The sequence below is a fragment of the Actinomadura darangshiensis genome (assembly GCF_004349235.1).
GTDB lineage: Bacteria > Actinomycetota > Actinomycetes > Streptosporangiales > Streptosporangiaceae > Spirillospora > Spirillospora darangshiensis.
Window position 1 is genome coordinate 1 of the sequence record NZ_SMKY01000060.1, and the last position, 26,171, is coordinate 26,171.

The window sequence follows — 26,171 nt, forward strand, 5'->3', positions numbered from 1 at the left end:
TAATCGGACAGGTGGGGCGAAGTGGGGTATCTCCGGGTGAGGGGGCTGGTAGCTTCGCGCCATGACCTCCCCCCAACTTCCCGGTTCTCAGGCGTCGCAGGGGCCTGCAGAGGCGCCACGGCCGGACGGCGCCCAGGCTCCGGACGCGCCGGGCACGTCCGGGGCGGACTCCGAGAACGCGTTCTGGGGGGCCGAGCCCGGTGCCGAGCGGAAGAAGAAGCGGCGGTGGCCTCGGGTTCTGATCGCCGTCGGGGTGTTCCTGGCGCTGGTCGTGGCGGGGCTCGGCGGGCTGGTGTGGCAGCGGCAGTCGTCCTACAACGGCAACATCGACCGGATCAAGGGCGTGATGCCGGACCAGGGGGCCAAGCGCCCCGGGCCGAACGTCGCCGGTACCGAGAACTGGCTGCTCGTCGGGTCGGACTCGCGGGCCGCGGCGGCGACCACCGGGGAGGGGAACAAGGTCTGGAAGCCGGGGCAGCAGCGCACCGACACGATCATGCTGCTGCACCTGCCGGCGGACCGGAAGAAGGCCTACATCGTCTCGTTCCCGCGCGACTCGTGGGTGGAGATCCCCGGCTACGGCAAGCAGAAGATCAATGCGGCGTTCTCGTTCGGCGGGCCGAAGCTGCTGATCGAGACCCTGGAGAGCCTCACCGGCATCCGCATCGACCACTACGGGGCGATCGACTTCGAGGGGTTCAAGTCGATGACGGACGCGCTCGGCGGCGTCACCGTCAACATCAAGCAGAGCGTGTACGACCCGGCGCGCAAGAAGCGGTGGGCGGCGGGGAAGCAGAAGCTCGACGGCGAGGAGGCGCTGCTGTTCGTCCGGCAGCGCTACAACCTGCCGAACGGCGACTTCGACCGGATCAGGCGGCAGCAGGCGTTCCTCGGCGCGCTCGCCAAGCAGGGCGCGGCCCGGGGCACGCTCAGCAACCCGCTCAAGCTCGACCGGTTCCTGTCCGCGCTGACCAAGTCGATCAGCGTGGACGAGGGCGTGTCGGCGGGCGATCTGCGGTCGCTGGCGCTGAGCATGCGCAGCGTCCGCGCGTCGGACGTGATGTTCATGACGCTGCCGCACAAGGGCACCGGCATGGTCAAGAAGCAGAGCGTCGTGTTCCTGGACGGGACGAAGGCGAAGGCCCTGTTCGAGGCGGTCAAGACCGCGCAGATGCCCGAATACGTCAAGCAGCACGGCGGTGGGAACAGCCTCGGCACCGTGTCGTGAGCGTCCGGGCATAACCTGGGACGGGTAAGGCCCAGGGACAAGGGGTTCGCACAGTGCTTCGTCAGGCGTTGCTCGTCGCGTCGCGCAGCGATGGCGCGCGCAAGGTCATGGAGACCGCGCCGTTCACCGGTGACGTCGTCCGCCGGTTCATCGCCGGGGAGACGATCGAGGACGCGGCGCACGTCACGGGCGAGCTCACCGGGGAGGGCCTCCTGGTCAGCCTGGACGTCCTAGGTGAAGACACGCACGACAAGGACCGTGCAGAGGCCAACGTCACGCACTATGTCGAGTTGCTGGAGCGCCTTGGTGCCGCAGGGCTCGGCGCAAGGGCCGAGGTGTCGCTGAAGCTGTCCGCCATTGGGCAGACCTTCGACGCAGACCTCGCACTGGAGAACGCGCGGCGCATCTGTGGCGCGGCTCGTTCGGCCAGTACGACGGTCACCATCGACATGGAGGAGCACACGACCGTCGACCACACGCTGGGGGTCGTGCAGGAACTACGGCGCGACTTCCCGGACGTGGGCGCCGTCGTGCAGGCGTACCTGCGTCGTGCAGAGGAGCACTGTGCGGAATTGGCCTACGAAGGGTCGCGCGTAAGGCTGTGCAAGGGCGCGTATGCGGCGCCGGCGGCGGTGGCCTTCACCGACAAGGAGGAGGTCGACAGGTCGTACGTGCGGTGTATGAAGGTCCTGATGGCGGGCAAGGGCTACCCGATGCTGGCCACGCACGACCCCAGGCTCATCGAGATCGCGAGTGCGCTGACCGTCCTGAACGAGCGTGACGCCGGCACGTTCGAGTACCAGATGCTCTACGGGGTCCGCCCGGAGGAGCAGCGCCGTCTCGCCGCGCAGGGCGCGCAGGTGCGTGTGTACGTCGCGTACGGCCGCGAGTGGTACCAGTACTTCATGCGTCGGCTGGCGGAGCGTCCCGCGAACCTGCGGTTCTTCATGCGCTCCCTCGTCGGGCGGTCCTGACCGAGCCGCTCTTCCGGGGGGCGTGGGGGGCCGCCCCCCACTGGGGGAGAGCCCGGCTAGGCTGGTGCGGTCGTTGAATCCCCACGTCAAGGTATGCCGATGATCGCGATTCTGGGTGCCGGGAAGATGGGCGAGGCGCTGCTGTCCGGGGTGCTCCGGGCCGGCCGCCGCCCGTCCGAGCTGATCGCCACCGCGCGCCGGGAGGAGCGCGGCGTGCTCCTGCGCGAGCGGTACGGCATCGAGATCGTGCCGAACGCGGAGGCCGCCGCGAAGGCCGAGACGCTCATCCTCGCGGTGAAGCCGCAGGACATGGGCGCGCTGCTGGACGAGGTGGGCCCGCACGTCCCGGCCGGCCGGCTGGTGATATCGATGGCGGCGGGGATCACGACCGGGTTCATCGAGACGCGGCTGCCGGAGGGCGTGCCCGTCGTCCGGGTCATGTCGAACACGCCCGTCCACGTGGACGAGGCGATGAGCGTCATCTCGCCCGGGTCGCACGCGGCGGAGGAGCACCTGAAGCTGGCCGAGGAGCTGCTGTCCCCGGTCGGGAAGGTGCTGCGCATCCCCGAGTCGCTGCAGGACGGCGCGACGGCCCTGTCCGGCAGCGGCCCCGCGTACTTCTACTACCTGGTCGAGGCGATGGTGGACGCGGGCATCCTGCTCGGCATGCCGCGCGCCGCCGCGCTGGAGATGGTGATCCAGTCGGCCGTGGGCGCCGCCGTCATGCTGCGCGACTCCGGAGAGCATCCGGTGCTGCTGCGCGAGGCCGTGACGTCCCCCGGCGGGACGACGATCTCGGCGATCGCCGAGCTGGAGCGGCACGGGGTGCGCGCCGCGGTCCTGGAGGCCATCGAGGCGGCCCGCAACCGGGGCCGGGAGCTGGCGAGCGGCTGATCCGGACATCCGGGGAGAAGTTCAGCTTTTAACATTGATCCGGCGCGGCGTTCCGTCCGTGTTAGGGGTATGGGACTCATACTCCGCCTGATCGTCGCCGCCGGCCTCGCGGCCGACGCGATCGTGCACTGGATGTTCGCCTCCGACATGGCCTACGTACAGGGCGGGTCCATCGACGGCGACCTGCTCTTCCGCGTGCAGGCCGCGGTCGCCGGCGTGGTCGCCGTGATCGTCCTCACCTACGGGAGCCGCTGGGCGCACGCGCTCGCGTTCCTGGTGGCGGCGAGCGCGGCCGGCGCCGTCGTCCTCTACTACTACGTCGACCTGGGCGCGCTCGGACCGCTGCCGGACATGCACGAACCCGTCTGGTACATGGAGAAGACCGTCAGCGTCGTCGGCGAGGGCGGCGCCGCGCTGGCCGCGCTCGCCGGTTTCTTCGTCGCCGGACGCGGCCGCCGCCGGGAGGACGACGGGGCCTACGAACCCGAGCCGGTCGGCCGCTTCTAGCCCGCGTGCGCCGCTGGGGACTCAGCGTGAGCGAGCCCACGCGGCGGGTAGGAGAAGTTCGGGCTTTCGCCCGCGATTCCCGGTCCGCCCGGATACCATCCAGTTGATCTTGGAATTCGGGGGTCTGGGATGGAAGACCGGCGCGACCGTCCGGCGGAGCCGCCGTTTCCGGCGTCCGCTCTGCACCGGCTGCTGCTGAAGGCGCGCGTCCCGCGCTTCATGGCCGACCACGCCGCCGCTCTCCTGGCGGGGCTGTCGAAGAAGCGGGACCGCCGGGACTAGGCGGCCGCGGTCCGGTCCTCCGGGGCGCCGGTGCCGGTGACGGTCCGGACGAAGCGGGCGGCGTCCCGCATCGCGTCCCCGGCCTCGGGCAGGACGCGGTTCAGGATCTGGAAGACGTGCATCTGCCCCTTCCAGATCTGCAGCTCGCAGTCGGCGCCCGCGCGCTTCAGGGCGTCCGCGAAGGCCTTGGCCTCGTTGCGCAGGACCTCGGCGCCGCCGACCTGGATGAGGACGGGCGGCATGTCCGTCCAGGCGCAGGAGAGCAGGGCCAGCCGCGGGTCGTCGAATCCGGCCGGCCCCACGACGAGGCGAGCGACCCGGCGCGCCGACGATGCGCTGATGTACGGGTCGCGGGCGCGCTCTTGCGCCTGGATGGAGAGTTCGCAGGTCAGATCGACCCAGGGGGAGAACAGGACGAGCCCGGCCGGGCCCGGCAGGCCGAGCCGGCACAGCTCCCCGGCCAGCGCCGCGGACAGGTGCCCGCCGGCCGAGTCGCCCGCGAGGACGATGCCGGACGCCGGGACGCCCCGCGCGAGCAGCCACCGGTAGGCGGCGAGGGCGTCCTCCAGCGGCGCCGGGAACGGGTGCTCGGGCGCGAGCCGGTACCGGAGGGCGAGGACGGGCAGGCCCGTGTCGAGGGCGAGCCGCGACGTGATCGGGCGGTGCGTGCGCGGCGAGCAGACCACGTAGCCGCCGCCGTGCAGGTAGAGGATCGCGCCGCGGGCGGGCCCTTCGGGCAGGTCGCGGGGGACGATCCACTCGCCCTTGACCGGGCGGTCGCCATCGCTCCGCGGTGGTTCGTCCACCGACTCGACCCGCACGTGCGAGCTGTGCCGCAGGAGCAGGGACGCGGCGTCCACGGTCGACCGGGCGGTGCGGATGCCGGCGGTATGGCCGGGCAGGTAGTGCAGGAACGGGCGGACGCCGAGGCGGAGCGCGTTGCTGATCGCGCGGCTGCGAACGCTCGGGCCGTCGTCCATTTACCCCCCAGATGGAGATTTCTGCCTGTTATCGGTATGCCCGTTTCCAGCGCGTAATTCACGTCACAGGTCTGTAGCGGGCGCTTCATCCGCCTGTAACCGCTGTGGGCCAGGTCACGTGGTACGCGCGATACCGTGAGGTCATGAGCCGTCCCGCATCGCCGCCGCCCTCCGGTCCCGGGAACTGCGGACTGGAGATCTTCTGGGACGAGCGGCTCATCTCCTACGACTTCGGCCCCGGGCATCCCATGAACCCCGTCCGGGTCGAGCTGACGATGGCGCTGGCCCGCGAGCTGGGGGTGCTGGACCGTCCGAACGTGCGGGTGTCGGAGTTCGAGGCGGCCGATGACAAGCTGCTCCGGCTCGTCCACGAGGAGTCCTACATCGCGGCGGTCAAGCACTCCGGCGCGACCGGGCTGCCCGAGATCGGGTACGGCCTCGGCACCGCCGACAACCCGGTGTTCCTCGGCATGCACGAGGCGTCCGCCCTGGTCGCGGGCGCGTCGGTCGCCGCCGCCGAGGCGGTGTGGACGGGCCGCGCCGAGCACGCCGCCAACATCTCCGGCGGCCTGCACCACGCGATGAGCGGCGCCGCCAGCGGGTTCTGCGTCTACAACGACCCGGCCATCGCGATCGCGTGGCTGCTGGAGAACGGCGCCGAGCGCGTCGCCTACGTCGACATCGACGTCCACCACGGCGACGGCGTCCAGGCCGCCTTCTACGACGACCCGCGCGTCCTGACGATCAGCCTGCACGAGTCGCCGCGCACGCTGTTCCCCGGCACCGGCTTCCCGGACGAGACGGGCGCCGGGGGCACCTCGGTCAACATCTCGCTGCCGCCCGGCACCGGCGACCGGCAGTGGCTGCGCGCGTTCGACGCGATCATCCCGCCGCTGCTGCACCGGTTCCGCCCGGACGTCCTGGTCACCCAGCAGGGCGCCGACGGGCACGCGCTCGACCCGCTGGCGCACCTCATCCTCAGCGTGGACGGGCAGCGCACGGCCTACTCGATGCTGCACCGGCTCGCGCACGACACCGCCGGCGGGCGCTGGGTGCTCACCGGGGGCGGCGGCTACGAGCTGGTCCAGGTCGTCCCGCGCGCGTGGACGCACCTGCTGGCCGAGGCCGCGGGCGGGCCCATCGCGCCCGGCACGCAGACTCCGGAGGACTGGCGCGCGTTCGTCCGGCTCCGGACCGAGGAGATCGCCCCGCTCCGCATGACGGACGGGACGGACGTGGTGGAGGTCAGCCGGTGGGGGGACGGGTACGACCCGGCGAATCCCGTGGACCAGGCGATTCTGGCGACGCGCCGGGCGGTGTTCCCCGAGCACGGCCTCGACCCGATGACGGACGAATGAGCCCGGTGTGCGAATGAGCAAGGTGCCGACGCGCGACGAGCTGCGCGCCCACCTCGTCCGGACGATGATCGCGGGCGACGTGGCCACGCCGCGCCAGAACAACCTGCTGCACTACCGGCGGATGGCCGCCGGCAATCCGTACTACCGGCTCGGCCTGGAGCTGAAGCCGTCGTGGACGGAGCGGTCGGTGCTGGAGATGATGGTCGAGCGCTGCGGCGTCGACCCCGACCCCATGCACCTGTACGGGGACGACACCATCGACCCCGACATCACGCTCGACACGCTTGAGGCGATGGGCGAGCGCATCGGCCGCGCGGCCCGCCGCACGGAGAACGTGGTCATCGCGACCGGTCATCCGGCGACGCTGACGCCGCTGTACCAGGCGGTCGCGCGGGCGCTGGCGGGGGCGGGCTGCCGGATCCTGACGCCGGCGGGCGGCTGGACGTACGAGATCGAGACCGGCTACGGCGGCTCGGATCTGCGCCGCATCGTCTACGCGCGGCCCGGCGTCGCGATGCTGGAGGGCGAGGACTTCCGGACGCACCACACGCACGACCCGCACCCGATGGAGGCCATGCTCCGGGAGCTGGCCTCTACCGGCTCTGTGGACGGCGTGGAAGATAAACCCGCTATTTGGCCGGATCTGGCCATCGCCGATCACGGCTGGGCCGGCGCCGCCGGAGAGGCCGGCATCGACACCGTGGGGTTCGCGGACTGTAACGACCCGGCGCTGTTCGCGGGGGCCGCCGAAGGCAAGCTCGACGTGGTCGTCCCGCTCGACGACGGCGTCTCCCCGCACCACTACGCGCCGCTGACCGCGTACATCCTTGATCACGCGGGCCTCGACCCGGCCGCCTGATTCCCCTTACCCCGGGGCTGGGGTGGCCTCGCCGCCGTCCGTTCTGTCACACCGTGTGACAGGACTGCCGTAACGGGGCGCATGGGCTTGCCGGGAGCCGTCGGACGCTGCGGAACCGCAGGTCAAGGCGGGGTTTCGGTTGACAACCGTTCGTCGCGCCACGCGTTGTACCGTCGGCTCCACGCTGGGTGAGGAATCAGCACTGTATCCCCCCGGTCAGGTCGGATACGGAAATGGGCGGAACTCCCCTCTTGCGACTGCCGATACGCGATTTACGCTGGAGGAAGTACACGTGCGTGATCAAAGTCACCCGAAGGGCCGGTGCGCGGCACGTGTGGAAGAGGGCGTCCGATGACATCAGGCGAGCGACCTCTCAGCGAGGTCAGGTTCCTGACCGTGGCCGAAGTGGCGGCGGTGATGCGGGTGTCCAAGATGACCGTCTACCGTCTCGTCCACTCGGGCGAGCTTCCCGCGATCCGCGTGGGCCGCTCGTTCCGGGTCCCCGAGCAGGCCGTACACGACTACCTGCGCGACGCGTACATCGAAGCCGGATAACGGGTAGGGGCGGGGGATGACCCCGCCGCGAACTCAATACCCGGCCGTGCAGGGGGCGTCGGGAAGGACCCCCCGGACCGTCCCGAAGCTGGGGAAGCAGGACGAGGACCGGCAGGACGGTCCGGACACCGAGCGGACGGGTGGCGGCCGCAGGCCGCGCCCGCCCGGACGGAACGGTGCCCGGCGCCGTGCGACATGCGGTGCCGGCCGCCGTCCGTACCGCCGTCGGCCCCGCTCGGGGGCAGGCCGCGGCATGAACGCCATCGGTACGGCGGTACGCTTGTGCGTCGGACCGTGCGCGCTTATCGAGTCACGCTCGCCTGCGGCACGTTCGTCTCCTGCACAACACCCGATATGCCGAGCGAGGTCCCGTGGGCTCTGTCATCAAGAAGCGCCGCAAGAGGATGGCCAAGAAGAAGCACCGCAAGCTGCTGAAGAAGACGCGCATCCAGCGCCGCAACAAGAAGTGATCTCGCCGGCCGTCCAGCCGTAGAGGGGTGGGGCGCACAGTGTCCTCCATGCCCGCCGCCGCGGCCCGTGTCGTCCTCGTCACGGGCGTGTCCCGTTTCCTGGGGGCGCGGGTCGCGAACACCCTGCAGGCCGACCCGGGCATCGAGCGGGTCATCGGGGTGGACACGGTGCCGCCGGCCGGATCGCTCGGCCGCACCGAGTTCGTCCGGGTGGACATCCGCACGCCCGGCATCGCGAAGATCATCTCGTCGGCGGCGGTGGACACGGTGGTGCACCTCAACCTGGTGACCTCCTCGTCCTTCCCGCGCGCGAAGGTGAAAGAGCTGAACGTCATCGGGACGATGCAGCTGCTGGCGGCCTGCCAGCGCTCGCCCGACATGCGCAAGCTCGTCGTCCGGTCGTCGGCCGCCGTCTACGGCTCCTCGCCGATGGACCCGGCCGTCTTCACCGAGCTCGACGAGCCGGTCGAGGCGCCGAAGTCCGGCTACGCCAAGGACGCCGTCGAGGTCGAGGGCTACGTCCGCGGCCTGATGCGGCGCCGCTCCGACCTGACCGTGTCGGTGCTGCGGTTCGCGAACTTCCTCGGCCCGGGGGTCGACTCGCCGCTCAGCCGCTACCTGCATCTGCCGGTCGTGCCGACGGTGCTCGGCTTCGACCCGCGGCTGCAGTTCGTCCACGAGGACGACGGCGTCGAGGTGCTGCGGCGGATGGCGGTCGAGGACCACCCCGGCTGCTTCAACGTCGCCGGGGACGGCGTGCTGCTGCTGTCCCAGGCGCTTCGCCGCGCCGGGCGGCCGTACCTGCCCGTCCCGTCCCCGTCGATCTCGGTGCTCGGCGACATGGGGCGCCGCTTCGCGGGCCTGTCCGGGTTCTCGCCGGAACTGCTGCGCTGGCTCACCTACGGGCGGGTCATCGACACAACCGCCCTGCAGGACGAGCTGGCATGGCGTCCGAAGTACAGCTCCGAGGCGGCGTTCGCCGACTTCGCCGCCACCCAGGGCCTCGGCCACCGCGGACTGGCCGGGCTGCTCGGACGTGCCTGAGAGGGGAGCCGTGGAGATGATGAACGCGCACCAGGAGAACGGCGACGAGGGCGCACAGGTCATCCGGCTCGCCGCCGTCCGCCAGGACGGTGCCGACGAGGATCCGCCCGAGCGGAGCACGCTCGAACGCGGGCTCGCCTCCGGGCTGGCGTTCCTGCGGCGCCGGCTGGCCGGCGAGTACGAGGTCGACGAGTTCGGCTTCGACCCCGAGTTCAACTCCATGGTCCTGCTGCCGCTCGCCCGCGCGCTCTACGAGCACTGGTTCCGGGTCGAGATCGAGGGCCTGGAGAACATCCCGGAGGGCGGCGCGCTCCTCGTCGCGAACCACTCGGGCACCATCCCGCTCGACGCGCTCATGCTGTCGGTCGCGCTGCACGACCACGCGGACCGGCAGGTCCGGCTGCTCGGCGCCGACCTCGTCTACCAGATCCCGCTGCTCGGGCACCTGTCCCGCAAGGCCGGCCACACCCTCGCCTGCAAGGAGGACGCGGCCCGGCTGCTCGCCAAGGGCGAGCTGGTCGGCGTGTTCCCCGAGGGGTTCAAGGGCGTCGGCAAGCCCTTCGCGGAGCGCTACAAGCTGCAGCGTTTCGGCCGCGGCGGCTTCGTCGGCACCGCGCTGCGCGGCGGCGTCCCGATCGTCCCGTGCGCGATCGTCGGGGCCGAGGAGATCTACCCGAAGATCGCCGACCTGCGTCCGCTGGCGCGGCTGCTCGGCCTCCCCTACTTCCCGGTCACGCCGACGTTCCCGCTGCTCGGGCCGGCGGGGCTCGTCCCGCTGCCGTCCAAGTGGGTGATCCGGTTCGGCGAGCCGATGACGCTGGACGACTACGGCGCCGACACGGCCGACGACCCGATGACGGTCTTCGAGATCACCGACCACGTCCGCGAGAACATCCAGCAGATGCTGTACGAGACGCTGCTCCACCGGGGCCCCGCCTTCCTCTAGCGGAGCGGTTCGAGTAGCGCAGCGGTTCCAGCGGCATGATCGCCGCCGCCCTAGAGTGAGCGGATGCCGCCGCTCCGAAGCCGCATGGCCGCCCGCGACCTGGGTGAACCGCACCGCGTCTCCAGCCCGCTTGAGCTCCTGTTCGACCTGACGTTCGTCGCCGCGGTGTCGCAGGTCGCCGGGCGCCTCGCCCACGCCACCGAAGAGGCGCACCTCGGCGACTCCGTCGCGCCGTTCTTCATGGTGTTCTTCGCGATCTGGTGGGCGTGGATGAACTTCACGTGGTTCGCGTCCGCCTACGACACCGACGACGTCCTGTACCGCGTCATGACGTTCGTGCAGATGGCGGGCGTTCTCGTCCTCGCGGCCGGGGTGCCGGACGCGTTCGACGGCGACTTCACCACCGTCACCATCGGCTACCTCGTCATGCGCGTCGGCCTCGTCAGCCTGTGGGTGCGGGCCGCCATCGCGCATCCCGCCGGACGCGCCACGGCGCTGCGGTACGCGGCGGGCCTGTCGATCGTCCAGGTGTTCTGGGTGTCGCGGCTCGCCCTCCCCGACGGCGGCCCGATGTGGCTGTTCTTCGTCTGCGCCGCCCTTGACCTGTCCGTCCCGCTGATCGCGGAGCGGCCCGGCATGACGACGTGGCACCCGCACCACATCGCCGAACGGTACGGGCTGTTCACGATCATCCTGCTGGGGGAGAGCGTCCTCGCCGCGACGAACGCCGTCCAGGACTCGGTCGAGCACGGGGTGAGCGGCAAGCTGATCACCATCGCCCTCGCCGGGCTCGCCATCCTGTTCGCGCTCTGGTGGGTCTACTTCTCCGAGCCCGCCGGCGAAGGGCTGGAGGCGCGCCGCGACAGGTCGTTCATCTGGGGCTACGGCCACTACTTCATCTTCGCCGCGCTCGCCGCCATCGGCGCCGGCCTGGAAACGGCGGTCGCGTCGGCGGGCGAGCACATCGAGGCGAGCACGCGGACGGTGGTCGCCGCCGTCGCCGTCCCGGTCGCCGTCGTCCTCGTGCTGCTGTGGGCGCTGCACGCCCAGATGCGCCGCACGAACGTCCGTCCGGCGCTCATCTTCGCCGCGGCCGCCCTGGTCCTGCTCACGATCCTCGCCGCGCCCGGCATCGGCGTGGCCGCGAGCCTCATCGCCATCGCCGTCCTCCTGGCCCTCCTCATCGCCACGACCCTGACCCCGCCTCTCACAGCGCGGCCGTCTTCCGAAAATGCCGCTGAGAGACCACGCTGAACCGATGGAGGCGACCTTCGCGGAGGACCACATCTGCTTCCAGGACTACGGTTTCCGCGGCGCCACGGTGCACCCCATCGGGATGGTCACGCCCGCACGGATCCGGGACGCCGACTGGAAGGCCATCGACCCCGAGATCCGGACCACGCGTGGCGAGACGTTGTTCGTCCCCCGGCGCCAGAAGCCCGAGTTGGAGGAGTTCTGCCACCGGCACGGGATCGCCAGGGCATCCCGCTACGACGCCTGGGGCGACCTGCTGGAACCGTTCCTCGACACCCGGCTCGGGCCCGAATGCGAACGCGCGACTCTCGGCCGCTTGCACGAGGCCGGTTTCCCTCCAGCGGAGGTCGCCGGGATCCGGCGGCGTCTCACCCCGCTGATGCACGCCTACAACTTCGATGCCATGGTCTGGGAGTGGGCGTATCTGGGCCTGCGCGACCTCCTCAACGCCGCCAACGCGCCCATCGTCGCCCCCGCCCTGCAAGACGCACTCGGTGACCCCGCGACGTTCTACACCTGGACCATGCGAATAGCCGACGGCACCGCCCCTGCGGCGACGTGATTGCCGGAACCGGCCATTGGCGGAAGGTTTCGGGCGTGGTCTGGGGTGGTACGGAGCCGCCGTTACGGATAGCGGACGCGTGTGACCTGGGAGTAGTGGCGCGAGGTGGCACGATCGTCCCCGATCCCGTCTCGATCGTCCCATGCCGGCTACCTGATGGTGGTTGCGGGACGAGGGTGTTTTCTGCAAGATCAGGATTGGTCCGCGCGGCCGGGAAGGCGCGCCGCGCGGCGGGACCTGCTTCACCTCATCGTGTCCGGTCAGCGGATGCCAGGACTGGAGTAACCCTTGCCGGAGGCCGTTTCGCCCGCGGACGGAAGACGAGAGCGACAGGAACAGTTCGCCAGGGAGCTGCGGTGCCTGCGCGCCGCGGCGGGCAACCCCTCGTTCCGGGCGATGGCCGCCGAGTCGGGCACGGTCAGCCATACGACGCTGCACGACGCGGCGAAGGGCAACCGCTTCCCGAGCTGGCCGACGACCAAGGCGTTCGTCGAGGTGTGCGGCGGCGACGTCGACGACTGGAGGGCGCAGTGGTCGGAGGCGTCCGGTGCCGGTGAGGCCGAGCGTGCGGCGGAGCAGGCCGAGCCCGGGCCCGCCAAGCCCGCGCAGTCCGTCGACGACGGCGGCGAAGACACCATCGAGATGCCCAGCGCCACCGACGGTTCCGCCCGGAGGCGGCCGCGAACGTACATCGTGGCGGGCGCGCTCTGCGGGGGCCTGCTGATCGCCGGCGGATCCGCCTGGTACCTGCGGGACGGTCAGGACGAAGATCCGGGGGCGCGCGTCGCCGAGGTCGGGGAGTCGCCGCCCGCGGTGCCTCTCATCAGTGGCGACAGAAGTGTCTTCGTCGCCGACGTCACCATTCCCGACGGCACGGCGGTCAAGGTCGGCCAGCGGTTCGTGAAAACGTGGGAGGTTCGGAATGCCGGGTCCGTCGCCTGGCACGACCGATACCTGCAAAGGGCCGACCTGCCCGCCGATAACGGGACCTGCCTGACTCCTGGAAAGGTCCGCGTTCCCGACACCGCGGCAGGGCGGCACGTCCGTATCAGCGTGCACGTCATGGCGCCGAGCCGTCCCGGGTCGTGCTGGGTCGGCTGGAAGATGGTGGACGGACGCGGACAGCAGTTCCTGCCAGGCGCCAGACCCATCTACTTCGTTGTCAACGTCGTCAAGTAGCTGCCGGACGCGCGCCTGTGCGCTGCGGACTCTCCGTCCGGGGTGTCAGACGATGTCATAGCTTGTCAGGCACCGTTCCGGACACCGGCGACCCGATGCCAGGCTTGCGCCGTCCGCGCTGGGCGGACCTGCCTGAGGGAGAAGGGTCGACACATGAAGGTTGCGAAGACGGCGCTGGCCGGGCTTCTCGCCGTCCCCGCTGTCGTGGGGGTCCCGGCCGTCGCGCACGCCGAATCCGCTCCGGGGTGTTCCAGCACCGTGCAGATCGGCAGCACCGCGCACATCAATTCGGGCGGCCAGACGTTCGCCTCGGTGAAGCAGTTCAAGGGGTGCGGAAAGAACTGGGCCTACGTGTACGTCTGGGAGGGCTACCGGAACTCGCACAGTTCCTGGAACGCGTGCGCCGCGGTCGGCGACAACAGCACCCATTCGCTGGAAGGCACCCAGTGCCGGACGAAGAAGGCCGCGGTCTGGTCGCTCGGCACCGGCACCCTCGCCCACTGCACGCAGGCGATCGGCTGGATTCCCGACGGTGCGTCCGCCAAGACCAGCGAACGCTGCTGAGGAAGGCGGGCACCATGAGTCTTCGCAAGCGCATCGCGGCGGCGGCCACCACGTTCGCCGTCGGCGTGGGAATCACCCTGGCCCTGACGCCCGCGGCACACGCGGGCGGCTACGGCTGCTCCGGCTCCCTCATCGACACCTACGCGGTGAAGTCGCCGGTGAACACGCTCAGCCACGTGTACCTGTACTACAACTCCAGCACCGGCTACAACTGCGCGGTCAACGTCAAGACGGCGTACTACTCGCAGTTCAAGCACGAGATCAGCATGTACATGTACAACTCGACGCTGACCGAGGACAACGTCCACTGGGGCGTCAACGTCGACCAGGACAACGGCAAGTACTGGCAGTACGCCGGCCCGGTGAAGGTGAAGGGCCGCGGGATGTGCATCTCCTTCGTCGCGGAGACGTACTACTACGACGAGCACGCCCACCTGTACAAGGCCGCCCAGCACTGCGGCTGACGGCCGAGACGCGGGGGTGGGGCCCCGGTCGCCCTCCGGCGGCCGGGGCCTTTCGCGTGGTTACTGCCCCATGCGTGAAACCGGGGTGCGTGAAACCGGGGTGCGTGAGACCGGGGTGTGCGAAACCGGGGTGTGTGAAACCGGGCTGAAACCGCGTTGAAGGCGACCGGCCCCAAGGTTCGTGGCATGGACATTGAGGCGAGGCAGACGGCCATTCAGGTGACCGGGCTGCGAAAGGCGTTCGGGGAGAAGGTCGTCCTCGATGGAATCGACATCGAGGTGACGCGCGGGACGGTGTTCTCGCTGCTCGGGCCGAACGGGGCGGGGAAGACGACGGCGGTCCGGATCCTGTCCACGCTGATCCCCGCGGACGGCGGCCGGGTGAGCGTCGCCGGACGGGACCTCGCGAAGGACCCCGACGGAGTGCGCAGGGCGATCGGCGTCACGGGCCAGTACTCGGCGGTGGACGGGCTGCTGACCGGCCGGGAGAACCTGATCCTGATGGCGGACCTGCACCGGCTGGGCAAGGCCACCGGGCGGAGGGCCGCCGACGACCTGCTGGAGCGGTTCGACCTCGCGGAGGCGGCGAACAAGACGGCCCTCACCTACTCGGGCGGCATGCGGCGGCGCCTCGACATCGCGATGACGCTGATCGGGGACCCGCAGATCATCTTCCTCGACGAGCCGACGACCGGCCTCGACCCGCGCAGCCGGCGCACCATGTGGGAGACCATCCGCGGCCTGGTCAGGGGCGGCGTCACGATCTTCCTGACCACCCAGTACCTGGACGAGGCGGACCACCTCGCCGACCGGATCGCGGTCCTGGACGGCGGCCGGCTGGTCGCGCAGGGCACGTCGGACGAGCTGAAGCGGCTGGTCCCCGGCGGGCACGTCCGGCTGCGGTTCGACGACCCGGCGGCGCTCGACGCGGCGGCGCGGACGCTCGGCGCCCAGACCCGCGACGACGACGCGCTCGCGCTGCAGGTGCCGAGCGACGGCGGCGTCCGGTCGCTGCGGGCCCTGCTCGGCCGGCTGGAGGACGCGTCGATCGAGGTCGGCGAGCTCTCCGTGCACACCCCCGACCTGGACGACGTCTTCCTGGCCCTCACCGGCCGGCCCGAGAACGAGAAGGTGGCCTCCCGATGACCATGCTCACGCACGCGGCGGCCGACTCCGCGACGATGCTGCGCCGCAACCTGCGGCACGCGCTGCGGTACCCGTCCCTGACGATCGGCGGGATCATGATGCCCGTCCTGATCCTGCTGCTGTTCGTCGGCGTCTTCGGCAACACCCTCGGCGCGGGCGTCGGCGGGGCGGCGAAGGACGACTACATCAACTACGTGGCGCCGGGGATCATCCTGATGGCGATCGCGTCGGGGTGCATGGCGACGTCGGTCTCCGTCTGCATGGACATGACCGAGGGCATCGTCGACCGGTTCCGGACGATGGCGATCTCGCGGTCGTCGCTGCTGACCGGACACGTCGCCGGCAGCATGATCCAGACGGTGCTGAGCACCGTCGCGGTCATCGGGGTCGCGGTCGCGATGGGCCTGCGGACCAGCGGCGGCGTCCTCGACTGGCTCGCGGCCGCCGGCCTGATGCTGCTGCTCACGTTCGCGCTGACCTGGGTGGCCGTCACGCTCGGGCTGCTGGCCAAGAACCCGGAGGGCGCCAGCAACACGCCGCTGATCATCCAGTTCCTGCCGTTCCTCAGCAGCACGATCGTCCCGACGGAGTCGATGCCGGCCGGGATCCGGTGGTTCGCCGAGTACCAGCCGTTCACCCCGATCATCGAGACGGTGCGGGGGCTGCTGCTGGGCACGCCGAACGGGCGGGACGCGGCGGCCTCCCTGGCGTGGTGCGCCGGGCTCGCCGTCGCCGGCTACGTCCTGTCGAAGATCATCTTCAACCGGAAGGCGCCGCGCTGACCAGCTTCCTGGCCGCGTCCAGCAGCTCGGCGCGGCCCATGCCGGCGTACTCCGACACCGCGTCGGCGTACGCCGGCCCATCGGCGTCCTCGGCCGCCCGCCGGACGAGCGCGGACGACATCGTCGGCTGGAACGACCTGATGTAGTGCAGCCGCTCCGCCAGCGCGATCGTCCGCGCGGCCCGTGTCCGGACGTCCGGGGACGCCCCGGGACGGGCGAGGTCGACCATGGCCAGCGCCAGCAGCAGCCCGCCGGTGACGGGGAGGCTCATGAAGAACGCGGGCATCGGGATCTCCGGCTCGGCGAGCAGGGCCGACAGCTTGGCTGGCAGTTCGGCGACGACGTCCTCCACGAGGTCGACGCGCCCGTGCCGGACGTGGGCGACCACGGCCGTGCAGTGGGCTTCGAGGGTCCAGGGATCGAGGCCGGGCGCGACCGTGGGGTTCTCCTCGGCCGCGAGCCGTTCGACGGCCTGCCGCCACAGCAGCAGGCCGGTGTCGGTGTCACCGCGTCCGAGCGCGATCTCCGCGCGCGTGCCGAGGTTGAACGTGACGGTGCCGAACGACTCGCCGGGCCCCTGCACGAGGGACTTGTCCAGCCATCGCTCCGCCTCGTCGAACTCGCCGAGCGACAGGTGGACGGACGCGAACGCCCACATCAGCCCGAACATGTCCGGCCAGTCGCAACGCTCCAGCAGGTCGAGTGACACCCGCAGGTGGCCCAGTGCCCGTTCTCCCTGGTCGAGCGGCATCAGCAGCTCGCTGAGGCGGGAGTGGACGAGCAGCCGCAGCCACGGATTCCGCATCGCGCCGGGCAGCGCCGCCATCGCCTCGGTCGAGGCGAGCGCTCCGGCCACGTCTCCGTCGTGTTCGCTGATGTAGCCGGCGAGGCAGTTCGCGATGGCCGCGAGGTACGGCTCGCCGCTCGCTCGCAGCGCGCCGAGGACGGCCGGGTCCGGCCCGAGGATCTCGGGTGCGGCGGCCACGAGCACCGCGATGGCGCGGATCAGGCTGCTCGGCGGCGCGGGCGGCAGGCGGCGCAGCGCGACGAGCGCCCGCGTCGCCCGTGTCTCCTTCAGCAGGAACGTGGTCATCACGCTCAGCGCCAGGGCCGTCCGGGTGACCTCGATGTCCTCCGGTCCCGGACGGAGCCGGCTGAGCGGCCCCGCGGCCTCCTCCACCAGGACGATCAGCCGGGTGTAGGTGGATTCGAGCATCCACAGGCCGCCGAGGACGGCGGCGACCGCCGCGACGGCCGGGCCGTCCTCCCGGGCGAGCCCGTGGCGGAGCGCCTGGAGGAGGTTGTCCTGCTCGGCCCGGACGAGGTCGGCGTGGCCGAACGGCTCGGCCCCGAACAGGGCCTCCTGATGCGCCGCGCCGAACTCGCGGGCCCAGGCGAGGAGCCCGTCGACCGCGCGCTCGGTCTCGCCCTCCGCCTCCCGGTGGGACGCGCTGAACTCGCGGACGCTCTCCAGCATCCGGAACCGGGTCCCTGGCCCGTCCTCGGACACCTCCAGGAGCGACTGCCCGACCAGGTCTTCCAGCACTTCCAGGACGTCACCGCCGACCAGGAGACGGCGCGCCGCCTCCACGGTGAAACCGGCGGAGAACACCGACAGCGACCGCATGGCCGCCCGCCCGGAGGGGGACAGCAGGTTCCAGCTCCAGTCGACGACGGCGTGCATCGTCCGGTGGCGGGAGGGCGCGTCGCGCACGTTGCCGCGCAGCAGCGCGAACCGGTCGTCCAGTCCCTGGGCGATCTCGGGCACGGACATGACCCGCACGCGCGCCGCCGCCAGCTCGATCGCGAGCGGCAGCCCGTCCAGGTGGCGGCACAGCTCGTCCACCGCGCCCGACGGCAGGTCCACGCCGGGCCGCGCCGCCCGCGCCCGCTGCCGGAACAGCTCGGCGGCCGTGGCGAGGTCCAGCGCGGGCAGCGGGTACACCGACTCCGACGACAGGCCGAGCGGCGCGCGGCTCGTGGTGAGCACCCGCAGATCACGCGTCATCGATACGAGGGCGCCTGCCAGGTTCGCCGCGCCATCGATGACGTGCTCGCAGTTGTCGAGGACGAGCAGGGCGGGCCCCGGCCCGAGGGTCTCCACGATCCCGGAGACAAGGTCGCCGGGCCCGCCGAGCCGTCCGCGGGCCCGTGCCGACTCCCCGACGCCGAGGACGGACGCGACCTCGCCCGCCACGTCCTCGTTCCGCGCCACACCCGCCAGCGCGACGACGTGCACGGTGCGTTGCGAGGCGTCCCGCGCCACGGTGTTCGCGAGCCGCGTCTTGCCGAGCCCGCCCGCCCCGACGACCGAGGTGACCCGCGAGGTGCGCAGCAGGCCCAGGACGGCGGCGAGGTCGCCGTCGCGGCCGAGCAGCGGGTTCGGGTCGTGCGCGACCCCGCGCCGCACCGACGGCGCCTCCTCCTGCAGAAGCTCGTGCTGGAGGTGCTGGAGCGCGGTGCCCGGATCGGTGCCCAGCTCGTCCCGCAGCGACCGCCGGTAGGACTCGTACCGTTCCAGCGCGGCCGACGGCCCCGCCGTCGACGCCTCGCAGCGCAGCAGCTCGGCGAGGACCTCCTCGTCCCGCTGATACTCGCGGGCGACCCGGACAAGCGCGTCGAACCCCTCCGCGTGCCGCCCGAGCCGCGCGAGAGCCAGCGCGCGGAAGCGCGTCAGCGTCCAGTACGCCGAGACCCGCTCCGCGCGCAGGACGGACACCGGATCGTCGCCGTCATCGGGTTCCGGCGGCGAGTCCCAGAGCGCGAGCCCCTGCTCGGCGTGGTCGAGCGCGGCCGCGTGGTCGCCGTCCTGCGAGCATCGGGCGCTCGCGGACGCGGCGAGCAGCACGGCCGACGCGTCCACCTCGGACTCGCCCAGACCGAGCCGGTATCCGGCCGGTGTGCTGGCGATGACGTCGGCGCCCAGCTGCGAACGGGCCCGGGACACCACGACCTGGAGCGCCTTGCCCGGGTTCTCCGGACGCTCGTCCGGCCAGAGCCCCTCGACCAGCCGGTTGACGGACAGACCCGCCCGAGGCTCGCCCGCGAGCAGCGCCAGAAGCCCGCGCAGCCGGGGACTGGTCACGTCCCGCCCCCGGCACGCGACCCGCGACAACAGCGACAACTCCATGCTCACGCAGACAGATTAAGGCGTGCGGACCAAACGCGATGGATCGCGTGTATGCCGAGCAGCGCCAGGTCGAGCCCCTCGCGCTGCGCCAGGCCCGGACGGCCTCCGCTCCCACCGGCCCGCGCGTCGTGCCGGTTCGCTCCACCATCCGGCGCGCGGGCGTCCAGGTCAGAACATCGCGCGATGTCGGCCGACGTATCCAGCTCGCCGCCGGTCTGCCATGAGGAGCGCTGCGAGACCCGCGAGTACCGTCGAGCTCCCAGTGATGGCGGTGAGAACGATGACCGTCACAGCGCAGCGCCCGCGAGAAAGCGTCGGCCTCTCCTCCACGCCGGGCCCGACGAGGCGGTCACCATGTGGATGGGAAGTGGCGGTGTTTGAGGAGGCGGTCGATCCGCACGCCCGCAGTCTTGGCGTCGCCGCACAGGCATAGGTCGCCCCGGCGTGAATCCAGAGCAGCGGAACCGGGACGGGGATCAGGGCAGGTCGTCCTTGCCCGGACGATGTACGGTCTCGATGCCGGCGAGGATGAGGTCGACGCCGGCGAGGAACTGCTCGCGGTCATCGTGGTCGCGCAGATGTGCCCCGGCCTTGTGCAGCGACGGGTATCTGGCCGGGTCGAGGTGCGCCCACCGCGTGGCGACGGTGGCGAGGAAGGCCGATCGGTCCGTCTTGCCGTCGGCGAGTGCGCGGGCGTTGGCGGCGTTCTGCCCGGCGACGCCGAGGATGTAGTTGACGAGCACGCCCGCGGAGCCCGGCACCGCTCGTTCGGGCACCTGGAGCGACCGCAGGTGCCGGCCGATGCTCTCGTAGATGTCCAGCAGTGCCGGCCGCCAGGGCTCTCGGCTGATCTGGGTGCCGGCCCAGGGATGGGCGTCGATCGCATCGAACAGGCCGAGTGCGAGGGAACGCAGCGCCTGCCGGGGCTCCGCGTCGGTGGCGAGGCCGGTCACCATCCGGCCGATGATGTCGTCGGTGGCCGCACCGAGCAGGTCGTCCCTGTCCGCGACGTGGTGGTAGATCGCCCCGTACCCGGTCGCCAGGCGCACGGTGAGCGCCCGCAAGGTCAGGGCGTTCTCGCCCTCGGCATCGAGGAGCTCGGTGGCGGCCCTGACGATCACATCCTTGGACAGCGCCTGCGTACGTCGGGGGGCCCGTCGGGGCTTGGTCGCCATGAGCTCCATCATGCCATGTTTGGATTGCCGCTCCAAACTCGTGCTAACGTCGTTGGAGTGACAATCCAAGAACCGATCACCATCGTCGGAGGCGGCCTCGGCGGACTCGTCCTGGCGCGCGTCCTGCACGTCAACGGCATTTCGGTCACCGTCCATGAGGCCGAGGACTCGGCGGCCGCGCGCCCCCAGGGCGGCATGCTCGACATCCATCCGTGGAACGGCCAGCGGGCCCTCGCGGCGGCCGGGCTGATCGAGGAGTTCCGCGGCCTCGTCCTGGAGGGAGGCGAGTCCTACCGGGTGCTGGACAGGGCGGGAACCGTACTGCTCGACCTGCCCGACGACGGGACGGGCGAGCGTCCCGAGGTGCAGCGCGGTCAGCTGCGGCAGATACTGCTGGACTCGCTTCCGGACGGCGTCGTCCGGTGGGGGCACAAGGCCACCGGTGTGCGGGCCCTCGGCGAGGGACGCCACGAGGTGCGTTTCGCCGGCGGCGCCACCGCCGTCACGAGCTTGCTGATCGGGGCCGACGGGGCCTGGTCACAGGTCAGGCCGGTGGTGTCCGCCGCCACCCCGGCGTACGTGGGCGTTACCTCCGTCGAGACCTTCCTGTTCGCCGGGTCCACCCGTCATCGCGCCGCCACTGAAGCGGTCGGCGCCGGCTCGCTGTTCGCCCTCGCACCGGGAAAGGGATTCCTGGTTCAGCGGGAGGGCGACGGGACCCTGCACGCCTACGCGCAGCTCGTCAAGCCGCTCGACTGGCTCGCGGGCACCGATCCCGCCGACGCCGCAGCCGTAGCGGCACAGGTCGTCTCGGAGTTCGACGGCTGGGCACCGCAGCTCACCGCGCTGCTCACCGACAGCGACACCGCGCCGGTCCTGCGGCGCCTCCACGCCCTTCCGGTCGGGCACCGCTGGGCTCGAACGCCCGGGGTCACCCTGCTCGGCGACGCCGCCCACCTCGCACCACCGAACGGCGAAGGCGCGAATCTGGCCATGCTGGACGGCGCCGAACTCGGCCAGGCCATCACGGCGCATCCCGGCGACGCCGAGACCGCGCTGGCCGCCTACGAGCAGGCCATGTTCCCGCGCGCCGCCGAAGCCGCGGGCGAAGACGTCTACGGCACCATGCTCGGCGCCGGTGCCCCCCATAGCTGGATCGCCATGATGACCGGTGCCGAGCAGGCATCGTGAGCGCCGCCCCGCTCTCAGGTGCGGTAGTGGCGGCGGAGGGCCATGCCGGCCGCCACGCCGCCCGCGAGGGCGCCGGCGCCCGCGGCGGCGGGGAGGGCGACCATCGTGACCTTGCGGCCGGTGCGGAAGTCGTGGATCGGCCAGCCGTGGTCCTTGGCGTGGGCGCGCAGCTCGGCGTCCGGGTTCACCGCGTGGGGGTGGCCGACGACCGTCAGCATCGGCAGGTCGTTGATCGAGTCGCTGTAGGCCGAGCAGCGTGCAAGGTCGAGGCCCTCGCGCTGCGCCAGGGCGCGGACGGCCTCCGCCTTCGCCGGGCCGTGCAGCAGGTTCCCGACGAGCCGGCCGGTGTAGAGGCCCTCGCGGGTCTCGGCGACGGTGCCGAGCGCGCCGGTGAGGCCGAGCCGGTGCGCGATCGTCCGGGCGACCTCGACGGGCGTCGCGGTGACGAGCCACACCTGCTGGCCCGCGTCGAGGTGCTGGAGGGCGAGGGTCCGGGTGCCGTGCCAGATGCGGTCGGCCATCACCTCGTCGTAGATCTCCTCGCTGAGCTTCACGATCTGGGCGACCTTCTGCCCGGCGACGAACGCGAGCGCGGCCTCCTTCGCGCTGCCGATGTGCTCGGAGTTCTCGGTGCCGCGCAGCCGGAACGCGGCCTGCCCCCAGGCGAACATGGCGAGGTCGCGCATCGTGAACAGCTTGCGGGCGGCGAGGCCGCGCGCGAAGTAGTAGATGGACGCGCCGCGCATCATCGTGTTGTCGACGTCGAAGAACGCCGCCGCGGCGGGATCGGGCGCGGGGAGCGGGCCGAGCTCGGCCGCCGCCGCGGCGGCCTCCCCGGCGCTCTTGTGGTCCGCGTCCTTGTCGCGCTGCCAGAATCGCCGCATGAGGCGAAGCCTAGTCAACCGCCTCCCCGTGGCCGTCCCCCCGGCCGTGATTGCGACGGTCCTCACTCCGGTCGCCCGCCGCCGCCATCAGCCGCTCGCGCAGCTCGGCGCGGAACCGCGGATCGGGACCCGCGTCGCTCGCCCGCAGCCGGGTGAGCGCGTTCTCCCGCTCGGTGATCTTTCCCAGTCTCGTCTTCACTGCCCGGTTCTCACTGGCCGCTCCCTTGCGGACTCCAGGCGCGCACGCGCTCCCTGCCCGCAAGAACGAGCGAACGCCCGGCCGGGTTACGCCCCGGTCATCAACGAATCACCTATTCCGGCCGGCCGGATCGGCCGGCTCAGCCGCGCAGGTCGGCCGGGAGCATCCGGGCCAGGGAGCGGACGGCGCGGTACTGCAGGGCCTTGATCGCACCGGGCTTCTTGTCCATGACCAGCGCGGTCTCGGCGACCGACAGCCCGTGCAGGAACCGCAGCACGACGCATTCCTGCTGCTCGGATCCCAGCTGCCGGACGGCGATCAGCAGCGTCCGGTTGGTCATCGCGTCCAGGACGGCCCGCTCCGGCCCCTCCTGCGGGCGGTCCGGCTCGACCAGCTCGGCGGTGGAGACCTCCAGCCGGTACCGGCCCGACTTGAAGTGGTCGGCGACGAGGTTGCGGGCGATCGTCACCAGCCAGGCGCCGAAGTCCTTGCCCTGCCAGTGGAAGTCGTGGACGCGGCGCAGGGCGCGCAGGAACGTCTCGCTGGTCAGGTCCTCGGTGAGCGAATGCGTCCCGACCCGGTAGTAGACGTACCGGTAGACGAGCTCGACGTAGTGGTCGTAGAGGGAGCCAAACGCGTCGGCGTCGCCGTCCCGCGCCCGCAATACAAGGGCCTTCATCACCTCGGCCCGGTCGGCCGCCTTGTCCGAGGTCCGGTGGGCGGGCCGGACGAGCGTGCCCCGGGAATGCCGAGGAAGCGGGACGACCCCGGCATCGAGGGGCAAGCTGCTCATGCAGTTCTCCTCGGGGCGTACGCGACCTCCGGCGTGATCTGCCACTCTAGATACCGAAAGGTACGAGAGGCAATGGCGCGTTCAGGCGCGTTCAGGGGATTCGCGGGCCCCGATCAGGGGCACGGTTACCCTTCCGCCCCCGGCATCGGGCACCATGGGGCGCGATGGTCGATGCTTTTCTCGCGCTCCTTGCGACCCTTGGTGCCTTAGTGGCCACCGGGTTGCTCATTCAGCGCGCCTACAAGGACCGGCTGCTCTACCTCATCGCCTGGTCGTTCACCCAGGTCGGACTGACGCTCGCGCTGCTGTGCATGGTCGTCGGCTTCCTGATGGGGTTCAACGGCCCGCTGTTCCGCGTGCTGGAGCTCGGCGCCGCGCTGATCGGGCCGGTGTGGCTCGCGCTCGGCATGATCGAGCTGATCGCGCGGTACGTGCAGGTGCGGTTCGCCGCCTGGCTGTTCGCGATCTCCTACACGGTCGTCGCGATCGTCATCCTGATCCTCGACCCGCTCAAGGGGTCGCTGTCCAAGAGCCTGCCGAAACCGAGCGACACCTACGACGCGCTGCCGCTGCTGCTGATCGACGGCGCGCACGTCGTCGCGGTGATCGCGCTCGCGGGCTGCACCGGTGTGACCGCGTGGCTGGCGAGCAAGCGCGACCAGGAGGCCGGCGAGCTGCTCATCCCGATCGCGCTGGTCGCGCTCGCGGGCGTGCTGGTCGTCAGCGGCACCCGCGGGTTCCTGCCCGCGCCGCTCGCGGTGATCGCGCTCGGCGCCGCCGCCGGGCTGGTCTGGTACGGCGCGATGCGCACCATCCCCGTCTACGACGACGAGGGCTACGACGAGTACGGGGACGACTACCGGGACGAGCCCGCCACCGGCTACGAGGAGCAGGGCTACCCGCCCGCCGCCAAGCCGGAGCCCGTCCCGGCGCCGACCCCGCCGCCGGACGCCCGGCGCGGCGAGCTGCGCTTCCCCGAGCCGTCCGCCGAGGAGCTGCGCTTCCCGGAGAACACGAGCATCCCCGAGCCGGGCTTCCCCGTCGGCGCGGCCTTCCCCGGCAACCCCGCCGGGCCCACCGCCGTCGACGTCCCCGGCGGGTCCGGCCTCCCGCTGGCGAACGCGTGCGGCCAGATCACCGTCTACACGCTGCTGGACGGACGCGAGGACGCCTTCGACCGGCTCGCCACCGACCTGGTGAAGGCGGCCCTGGCGACCGAGCCCGAAACGCTGGTCTTCGCCTCCCACGACGTGGTGGGCGCCCCCACGCAGCGGATCTTCTACCAGCTGTTCCGGGACGAGGCGGCGTTCGCCGCGCACCGCCGCCAGCCGCACCTGCAGCGCTTCCTGGCGGAGTCGCGCACCCACGTCCTCGCCACGAACGTGATCGAGCTGAAGCTCGGCCCGGCGAAGGTGCCGCTGCCCGCGCCGGAGTTCCCCGGGAGGTGACATGCCGGACGAGATCATGATCACGCTGCTCGGCAAGCCCGGCTGCCACCTGTGCGACGACGCCCGCGCGGTGATCGAGCGCGTCGCGGGCGATCTGGACGTCGGCTGGGAGGAGCGCGACATCACCCGGTCGGAGCGCGACACCGAGCAGTACTGGGAGCAGATCCCGGTCACGCTGATCAACGGCGTCCAGCACGACTTCTGGCGCGTCGACGAGGGCCGGCTCCGCGCGGCGATCGCGGAACTGCGCTAGCCGCCCGGACGGGCATGTCCGATCGGTCACACCCGGCGGCCGGGCGGGGTACCCAACGCGGGCCGGAAAGTCCCTGATGGGCGGGCCTTTCGCGGTGCCGTCCGGGGTGCCCGGGGTCCGCGCGAGCGGGGGGTGACTTTGTGCGCGTATTCACAAAGGCTTAACCTGGTGGACAGCCCTGCGGCGGCCGCGCCGCGACCGGGCGGCCGGCAGCCGGCCGTGCGAGCCGGGGGCCAGGGGCCTCGCACCCCGTCCCAGCGTCGAGTCCGAAGAGCAGGCCGTGACACCTCGACAGAACCGCCACCGCGACCGTGCGGGCCGCGGCATCCCCGAAGCCACCGTGGCGCGGCTCCCGGTCTACCTGCGGGCCCTCACCGGGCTGCAGGAGCGGGACGTCTCGACCGTCTCCTCCGAGGAGCTCGCGGCGGCGGCCGGGGTCAACTCGGCCAAACTCCGCAAGGACCTGTCTCACCTGGGCTCCTACGGGACGCGCGGGGTGGGCTACGAGGTCGAGTACCTCGTCTACCAGATCTCCCGCGAGCTCGGACTCACCCAGGACTGGGTCGTCGCGATCATCGGGGTCGGTAACCTTGGCCGTGCCCTGGCCGGCTACGGCGGTTTCGCGTCCCGCGGCTTCCGCGTGGCGGGCCTTCTCGACGCTGACGAGTCCATCGTCGGACAGGAGATCTCCGGCATGACGGTGGAGCACATCGACGGGCTGGAGGACATGATCGCCGGGCACGGCGTGTCCATCGCGGTGATCGCGACCCCGGCGGGCGCCGCCCAGGGGGTGTGCGACCGCGTGGTGGCCGCCGGTGTGACGAGCGTCCTGAACTTCGCCCCCGTGGTGCTCTCGGTGCCGGACGGGGTCGACGTCCGCAAGGTCGACCTGTCCATCGAGCTGCAGATCCTCGCCTTCCACGAGCAGCGCAAGGCCGGCGGCCCGGACGGCTTCGCCCCGCTGCCTCCCGGCGACGCGCCACCCGGCGCGGCGCAGTACGTAGAGCGGGTGGAAGCATGACATGGGCGGCATGAGCGGAGACGCGGGAG

Annotated in this window: 28 protein-coding genes; 22 read left to right on the forward strand and 6 right to left on the reverse strand. The window is 71.5% G+C overall.

Annotated elements, in window-relative coordinates; genetic code table 11:
* Nucleotides 1–61: 61 nt before the first annotated feature.
* The 5 genes from E1293_RS15710 (at nt 62) to E1293_RS47440 (ending at nt 3,885) form a co-directional block, all read left to right on the forward strand.
* Complete coding sequence (locus E1293_RS15710; protein WP_132198138.1) at nt 62–1,228, forward strand: LCP family protein; 1,167 nt, start codon at nt 62–64, stop codon at nt 1,226–1,228.
* Nucleotides 1,229–1,281: 53 nt separating this feature from the next.
* Nucleotides 1,282–2,202 carry a proline dehydrogenase family protein gene (locus E1293_RS15715; protein WP_132198139.1) on the forward strand — a complete coding sequence of 307 codons (921 nt, stop codon included), beginning with the start codon at nt 1,282–1,284 and terminating at the stop codon, nt 2,200–2,202.
* A 99-nt stretch (nt 2,203–2,301) separates the two neighbouring features.
* Nucleotides 2,302–3,096: a pyrroline-5-carboxylate reductase gene (proC, locus tag E1293_RS15720; protein WP_132198140.1), complete on the forward strand. Its 795-nt coding sequence runs from the start codon at nt 2,302–2,304 to the stop codon at nt 3,094–3,096.
* A 69-nt stretch (nt 3,097–3,165) separates the two neighbouring features.
* Nucleotides 3,166–3,603 (forward strand): hypothetical protein, encoded by a 438-nt coding sequence (locus E1293_RS15725; protein WP_207938877.1) that lies wholly within the window; start codon nt 3,166–3,168, stop codon nt 3,601–3,603.
* Nucleotides 3,604–3,732: 129 nt separating this feature from the next.
* Nucleotides 3,733–3,885 (forward strand): hypothetical protein, encoded by a 153-nt coding sequence (locus E1293_RS47440; RefSeq protein WP_165978238.1) that lies wholly within the window; start codon nt 3,733–3,735, stop codon nt 3,883–3,885.
* On the opposite strand, the gene E1293_RS15730 is transcribed toward E1293_RS47440, so the two are convergent.
* Nucleotides 3,882–4,865 carry an alpha/beta hydrolase gene (locus tag E1293_RS15730; protein WP_132198141.1) on the reverse strand — a complete coding sequence of 328 codons (984 nt, stop codon included), beginning with the start codon at nt 4,863–4,865 and terminating at the stop codon, nt 3,882–3,884. The genes E1293_RS47440 and E1293_RS15730 overlap by 4 nt on opposite strands.
* Nucleotides 4,866–5,062: 197 nt before the next feature.
* Between E1293_RS15730 and E1293_RS15735 the strand changes: the two genes are divergently transcribed.
* From E1293_RS15735 to E1293_RS15795, 13 genes are all read left to right on the forward strand, one after another.
* Nucleotides 5,063–6,223 carry an acetoin utilization protein AcuC gene (locus tag E1293_RS15735; RefSeq protein WP_132198167.1) on the forward strand — a complete coding sequence of 387 codons (1,161 nt, stop codon included), beginning with the start codon at nt 5,063–5,065 and terminating at the stop codon, nt 6,221–6,223.
* Between the two features lie 13 nt (nt 6,224–6,236).
* Nucleotides 6,237–7,082 carry a phosphatase gene (locus tag E1293_RS15740; protein ID WP_132198142.1) on the forward strand — a complete coding sequence of 282 codons (846 nt, stop codon included), beginning with the start codon at nt 6,237–6,239 and terminating at the stop codon, nt 7,080–7,082.
* Nucleotides 7,083–7,433: 351 nt separating this feature from the next.
* On the forward strand, nt 7,434–7,637 hold the full coding sequence (locus E1293_RS15745) for a helix-turn-helix domain-containing protein (protein ID WP_021591693.1): 204 nt from the start codon (nt 7,434–7,436) through the stop codon (nt 7,635–7,637).
* Between the two features lie 371 nt (nt 7,638–8,008).
* Nucleotides 8,009–8,107, forward strand: coding sequence for a 30S ribosomal protein bS22 (locus E1293_RS15750; protein WP_018654693.1), 99 nt, complete (start codon nt 8,009–8,011; stop codon nt 8,105–8,107).
* Between the two features lie 48 nt (nt 8,108–8,155).
* Nucleotides 8,156–9,151, forward strand: a complete 996-nt coding sequence (locus E1293_RS15755; protein WP_132198143.1) for an NAD-dependent epimerase/dehydratase family protein — start codon at nt 8,156–8,158, stop codon at nt 9,149–9,151.
* 16 nt (nt 9,152–9,167) lie between these two features.
* Nucleotides 9,168–10,097, forward strand: coding sequence for a lysophospholipid acyltransferase family protein (locus tag E1293_RS15760; protein ID WP_132198144.1), 930 nt, complete (start codon nt 9,168–9,170; stop codon nt 10,095–10,097).
* A gap of 63 nt (nt 10,098–10,160) precedes the next feature.
* On the forward strand, nt 10,161–11,351 hold the full coding sequence (locus tag E1293_RS15765; protein ID WP_207938878.1) for a low temperature requirement protein A: 1,191 nt from the start codon (nt 10,161–10,163) through the stop codon (nt 11,349–11,351).
* Nucleotides 11,352–11,355: 4 nt separating this feature from the next.
* On the forward strand, nt 11,356–11,913 hold the full coding sequence (locus E1293_RS15770; protein WP_132198145.1) for a hypothetical protein: 558 nt from the start codon (nt 11,356–11,358) through the stop codon (nt 11,911–11,913).
* Nucleotides 11,914–12,201: 288 nt separating this feature from the next.
* Nucleotides 12,202–13,092 (forward strand): NBR1-Ig-like domain-containing protein, encoded by an 891-nt coding sequence (locus tag E1293_RS15775; protein ID WP_132198146.1) that lies wholly within the window; start codon nt 12,202–12,204, stop codon nt 13,090–13,092.
* Between the two features lie 153 nt (nt 13,093–13,245).
* The gene (locus E1293_RS15780; protein ID WP_132198147.1) at nt 13,246–13,656 is read left to right on the forward strand and encodes a hypothetical protein; all 411 of its coding nucleotides are present in this window, start codon (nt 13,246–13,248) and stop codon (nt 13,654–13,656) included.
* A 14-nt stretch (nt 13,657–13,670) separates the two neighbouring features.
* Nucleotides 13,671–14,120 (forward strand): hypothetical protein, encoded by a 450-nt coding sequence (locus E1293_RS15785; protein WP_132198148.1) that lies wholly within the window; start codon nt 13,671–13,673, stop codon nt 14,118–14,120.
* 186 nt (nt 14,121–14,306) lie between these two features.
* The gene (locus tag E1293_RS15790) at nt 14,307–15,266 is read left to right on the forward strand and encodes an ATP-binding cassette domain-containing protein (protein ID WP_132198149.1); all 960 of its coding nucleotides are present in this window, start codon (nt 14,307–14,309) and stop codon (nt 15,264–15,266) included.
* Nucleotides 15,263–16,048: an ABC transporter permease gene (locus E1293_RS15795; RefSeq protein ID WP_132198150.1), complete on the forward strand. Its 786-nt coding sequence runs from the start codon at nt 15,263–15,265 to the stop codon at nt 16,046–16,048. The genes E1293_RS15790 and E1293_RS15795 overlap by 4 nt, the downstream gene beginning before the upstream one ends.
* On the opposite strand, the gene E1293_RS15800 is transcribed toward E1293_RS15795, so the two are convergent.
* Both E1293_RS15800 and E1293_RS15805 read right to left on the reverse strand, forming a co-directional pair.
* Nucleotides 16,026–19,178 carry an ATP-binding protein gene (locus tag E1293_RS15800; protein ID WP_243716252.1) on the reverse strand — a complete coding sequence of 1,051 codons (3,153 nt, stop codon included), beginning with the start codon at nt 19,176–19,178 and terminating at the stop codon, nt 16,026–16,028. The genes E1293_RS15795 and E1293_RS15800 overlap by 23 nt on opposite strands.
* 476 nt (nt 19,179–19,654) lie before the next feature.
* Nucleotides 19,655–20,353 (reverse strand): TetR/AcrR family transcriptional regulator, encoded by a 699-nt coding sequence (locus tag E1293_RS15805; RefSeq protein WP_207938879.1) that lies wholly within the window; start codon nt 20,351–20,353, stop codon nt 19,655–19,657.
* Between the two features lie 57 nt (nt 20,354–20,410).
* Here E1293_RS15805 and E1293_RS15810 point away from each other — a divergent pair, with 57 nt between their 5' ends.
* Complete coding sequence (locus E1293_RS15810) at nt 20,411–21,544, forward strand: FAD-dependent oxidoreductase (RefSeq protein WP_243716250.1); 1,134 nt, start codon at nt 20,411–20,413, stop codon at nt 21,542–21,544.
* 14 nt (nt 21,545–21,558) lie between these two features.
* On the opposite strand, the gene E1293_RS15815 is transcribed toward E1293_RS15810, so the two are convergent.
* From E1293_RS15815 to E1293_RS15825, 3 genes are all read right to left on the reverse strand, one after another.
* Nucleotides 21,559–22,428, reverse strand: a complete 870-nt coding sequence (locus E1293_RS15815) for an HAD family hydrolase (RefSeq protein ID WP_132198153.1) — start codon at nt 22,426–22,428, stop codon at nt 21,559–21,561.
* Between the two features lie 10 nt (nt 22,429–22,438).
* Nucleotides 22,439–22,627 (reverse strand): hypothetical protein, encoded by a 189-nt coding sequence (locus E1293_RS15820; RefSeq protein WP_132198154.1) that lies wholly within the window; start codon nt 22,625–22,627, stop codon nt 22,439–22,441.
* 139 nt (nt 22,628–22,766) lie between these two features.
* A complete protein-coding gene (locus E1293_RS15825; RefSeq protein ID WP_132198155.1) occupies nt 22,767–23,420 on the reverse strand; it encodes a sigma-70 family RNA polymerase sigma factor in 654 nt (217 codons plus the stop codon).
* 209 nt (nt 23,421–23,629) lie between these two features.
* Between E1293_RS15825 and E1293_RS15830 the strand changes: the two genes are divergently transcribed.
* From E1293_RS15830 to E1293_RS15840, 3 genes are all read left to right on the forward strand, one after another.
* Complete coding sequence (locus E1293_RS15830; protein ID WP_243716251.1) at nt 23,630–24,868, forward strand: putative quinol monooxygenase; 1,239 nt, start codon at nt 23,630–23,632, stop codon at nt 24,866–24,868.
* Between the two features lies 1 nt (nt 24,869).
* On the forward strand, nt 24,870–25,121 hold the full coding sequence (locus E1293_RS15835) for a glutaredoxin family protein (protein ID WP_132198157.1): 252 nt from the start codon (nt 24,870–24,872) through the stop codon (nt 25,119–25,121).
* A gap of 280 nt (nt 25,122–25,401) precedes the next feature.
* Nucleotides 25,402–26,142, forward strand: a complete 741-nt coding sequence (locus E1293_RS15840; protein ID WP_132198158.1) for a redox-sensing transcriptional repressor Rex — start codon at nt 25,402–25,404, stop codon at nt 26,140–26,142.
* The last annotated feature ends 29 nt before the right edge of the window (nt 26,143–26,171 follow it).

Coding starts and splice junctions, on each gene's coding strand:
- E1293_RS15710 (WP_132198138.1), top strand. CDS start 62: ATGACCTCCCCCCAACTTCCCGGTTCTCAGGCGTCGCAGGGGCCTGCA.
- proC (WP_132198140.1), top strand. CDS start 2,302: ATGATCGCGATTCTGGGTGCCGGGAAGATGGGCGAGGCGCTGCTGTCC.
- E1293_RS15725 (WP_207938877.1), top strand. CDS start 3,166: ATGGGACTCATACTCCGCCTGATCGTCGCCGCCGGCCTCGCGGCCGAC.
- E1293_RS47440 (WP_165978238.1), top strand. CDS start 3,733: ATGGAAGACCGGCGCGACCGTCCGGCGGAGCCGCCGTTTCCGGCGTCC.
- E1293_RS15730 (WP_132198141.1), bottom strand. CDS start 4,865: ATGGACGACGGCCCGAGCGTTCGCAGCCGCGCGATCAGCAACGCGCTC.
- E1293_RS15740 (WP_132198142.1), top strand. CDS start 6,237: ATGAGCAAGGTGCCGACGCGCGACGAGCTGCGCGCCCACCTCGTCCGG.
- E1293_RS15745 (WP_021591693.1), top strand. CDS start 7,434: ATGACATCAGGCGAGCGACCTCTCAGCGAGGTCAGGTTCCTGACCGTG.
- E1293_RS15755 (WP_132198143.1), top strand. CDS start 8,156: ATGCCCGCCGCCGCGGCCCGTGTCGTCCTCGTCACGGGCGTGTCCCGT.
- E1293_RS15760 (WP_132198144.1), top strand. CDS start 9,168: ATGATGAACGCGCACCAGGAGAACGGCGACGAGGGCGCACAGGTCATC.
- E1293_RS15765 (WP_207938878.1), top strand. CDS start 10,161: ATGCCGCCGCTCCGAAGCCGCATGGCCGCCCGCGACCTGGGTGAACCG.
- E1293_RS15770 (WP_132198145.1), top strand. CDS start 11,356: ATGGAGGCGACCTTCGCGGAGGACCACATCTGCTTCCAGGACTACGGT.
- E1293_RS15780 (WP_132198147.1), top strand. CDS start 13,246: ATGAAGGTTGCGAAGACGGCGCTGGCCGGGCTTCTCGCCGTCCCCGCT.
- E1293_RS15785 (WP_132198148.1), top strand. CDS start 13,671: ATGAGTCTTCGCAAGCGCATCGCGGCGGCGGCCACCACGTTCGCCGTC.
- E1293_RS15790 (WP_132198149.1), top strand. CDS start 14,307: ATGGACATTGAGGCGAGGCAGACGGCCATTCAGGTGACCGGGCTGCGA.
- E1293_RS15795 (WP_132198150.1), top strand. CDS start 15,263: ATGACCATGCTCACGCACGCGGCGGCCGACTCCGCGACGATGCTGCGC.
- E1293_RS15800 (WP_243716252.1), bottom strand. CDS start 19,178: ATGGAGTTGTCGCTGTTGTCGCGGGTCGCGTGCCGGGGGCGGGACGTG.
- E1293_RS15805 (WP_207938879.1), bottom strand. CDS start 20,353: ATGGCGACCAAGCCCCGACGGGCCCCCCGACGTACGCAGGCGCTGTCC.
- E1293_RS15815 (WP_132198153.1), bottom strand. CDS start 22,428: ATGCGGCGATTCTGGCAGCGCGACAAGGACGCGGACCACAAGAGCGCC.
- E1293_RS15825 (WP_132198155.1), bottom strand. CDS start 23,420: ATGAGCAGCTTGCCCCTCGATGCCGGGGTCGTCCCGCTTCCTCGGCAT.
- E1293_RS15835 (WP_132198157.1), top strand. CDS start 24,870: ATGCCGGACGAGATCATGATCACGCTGCTCGGCAAGCCCGGCTGCCAC.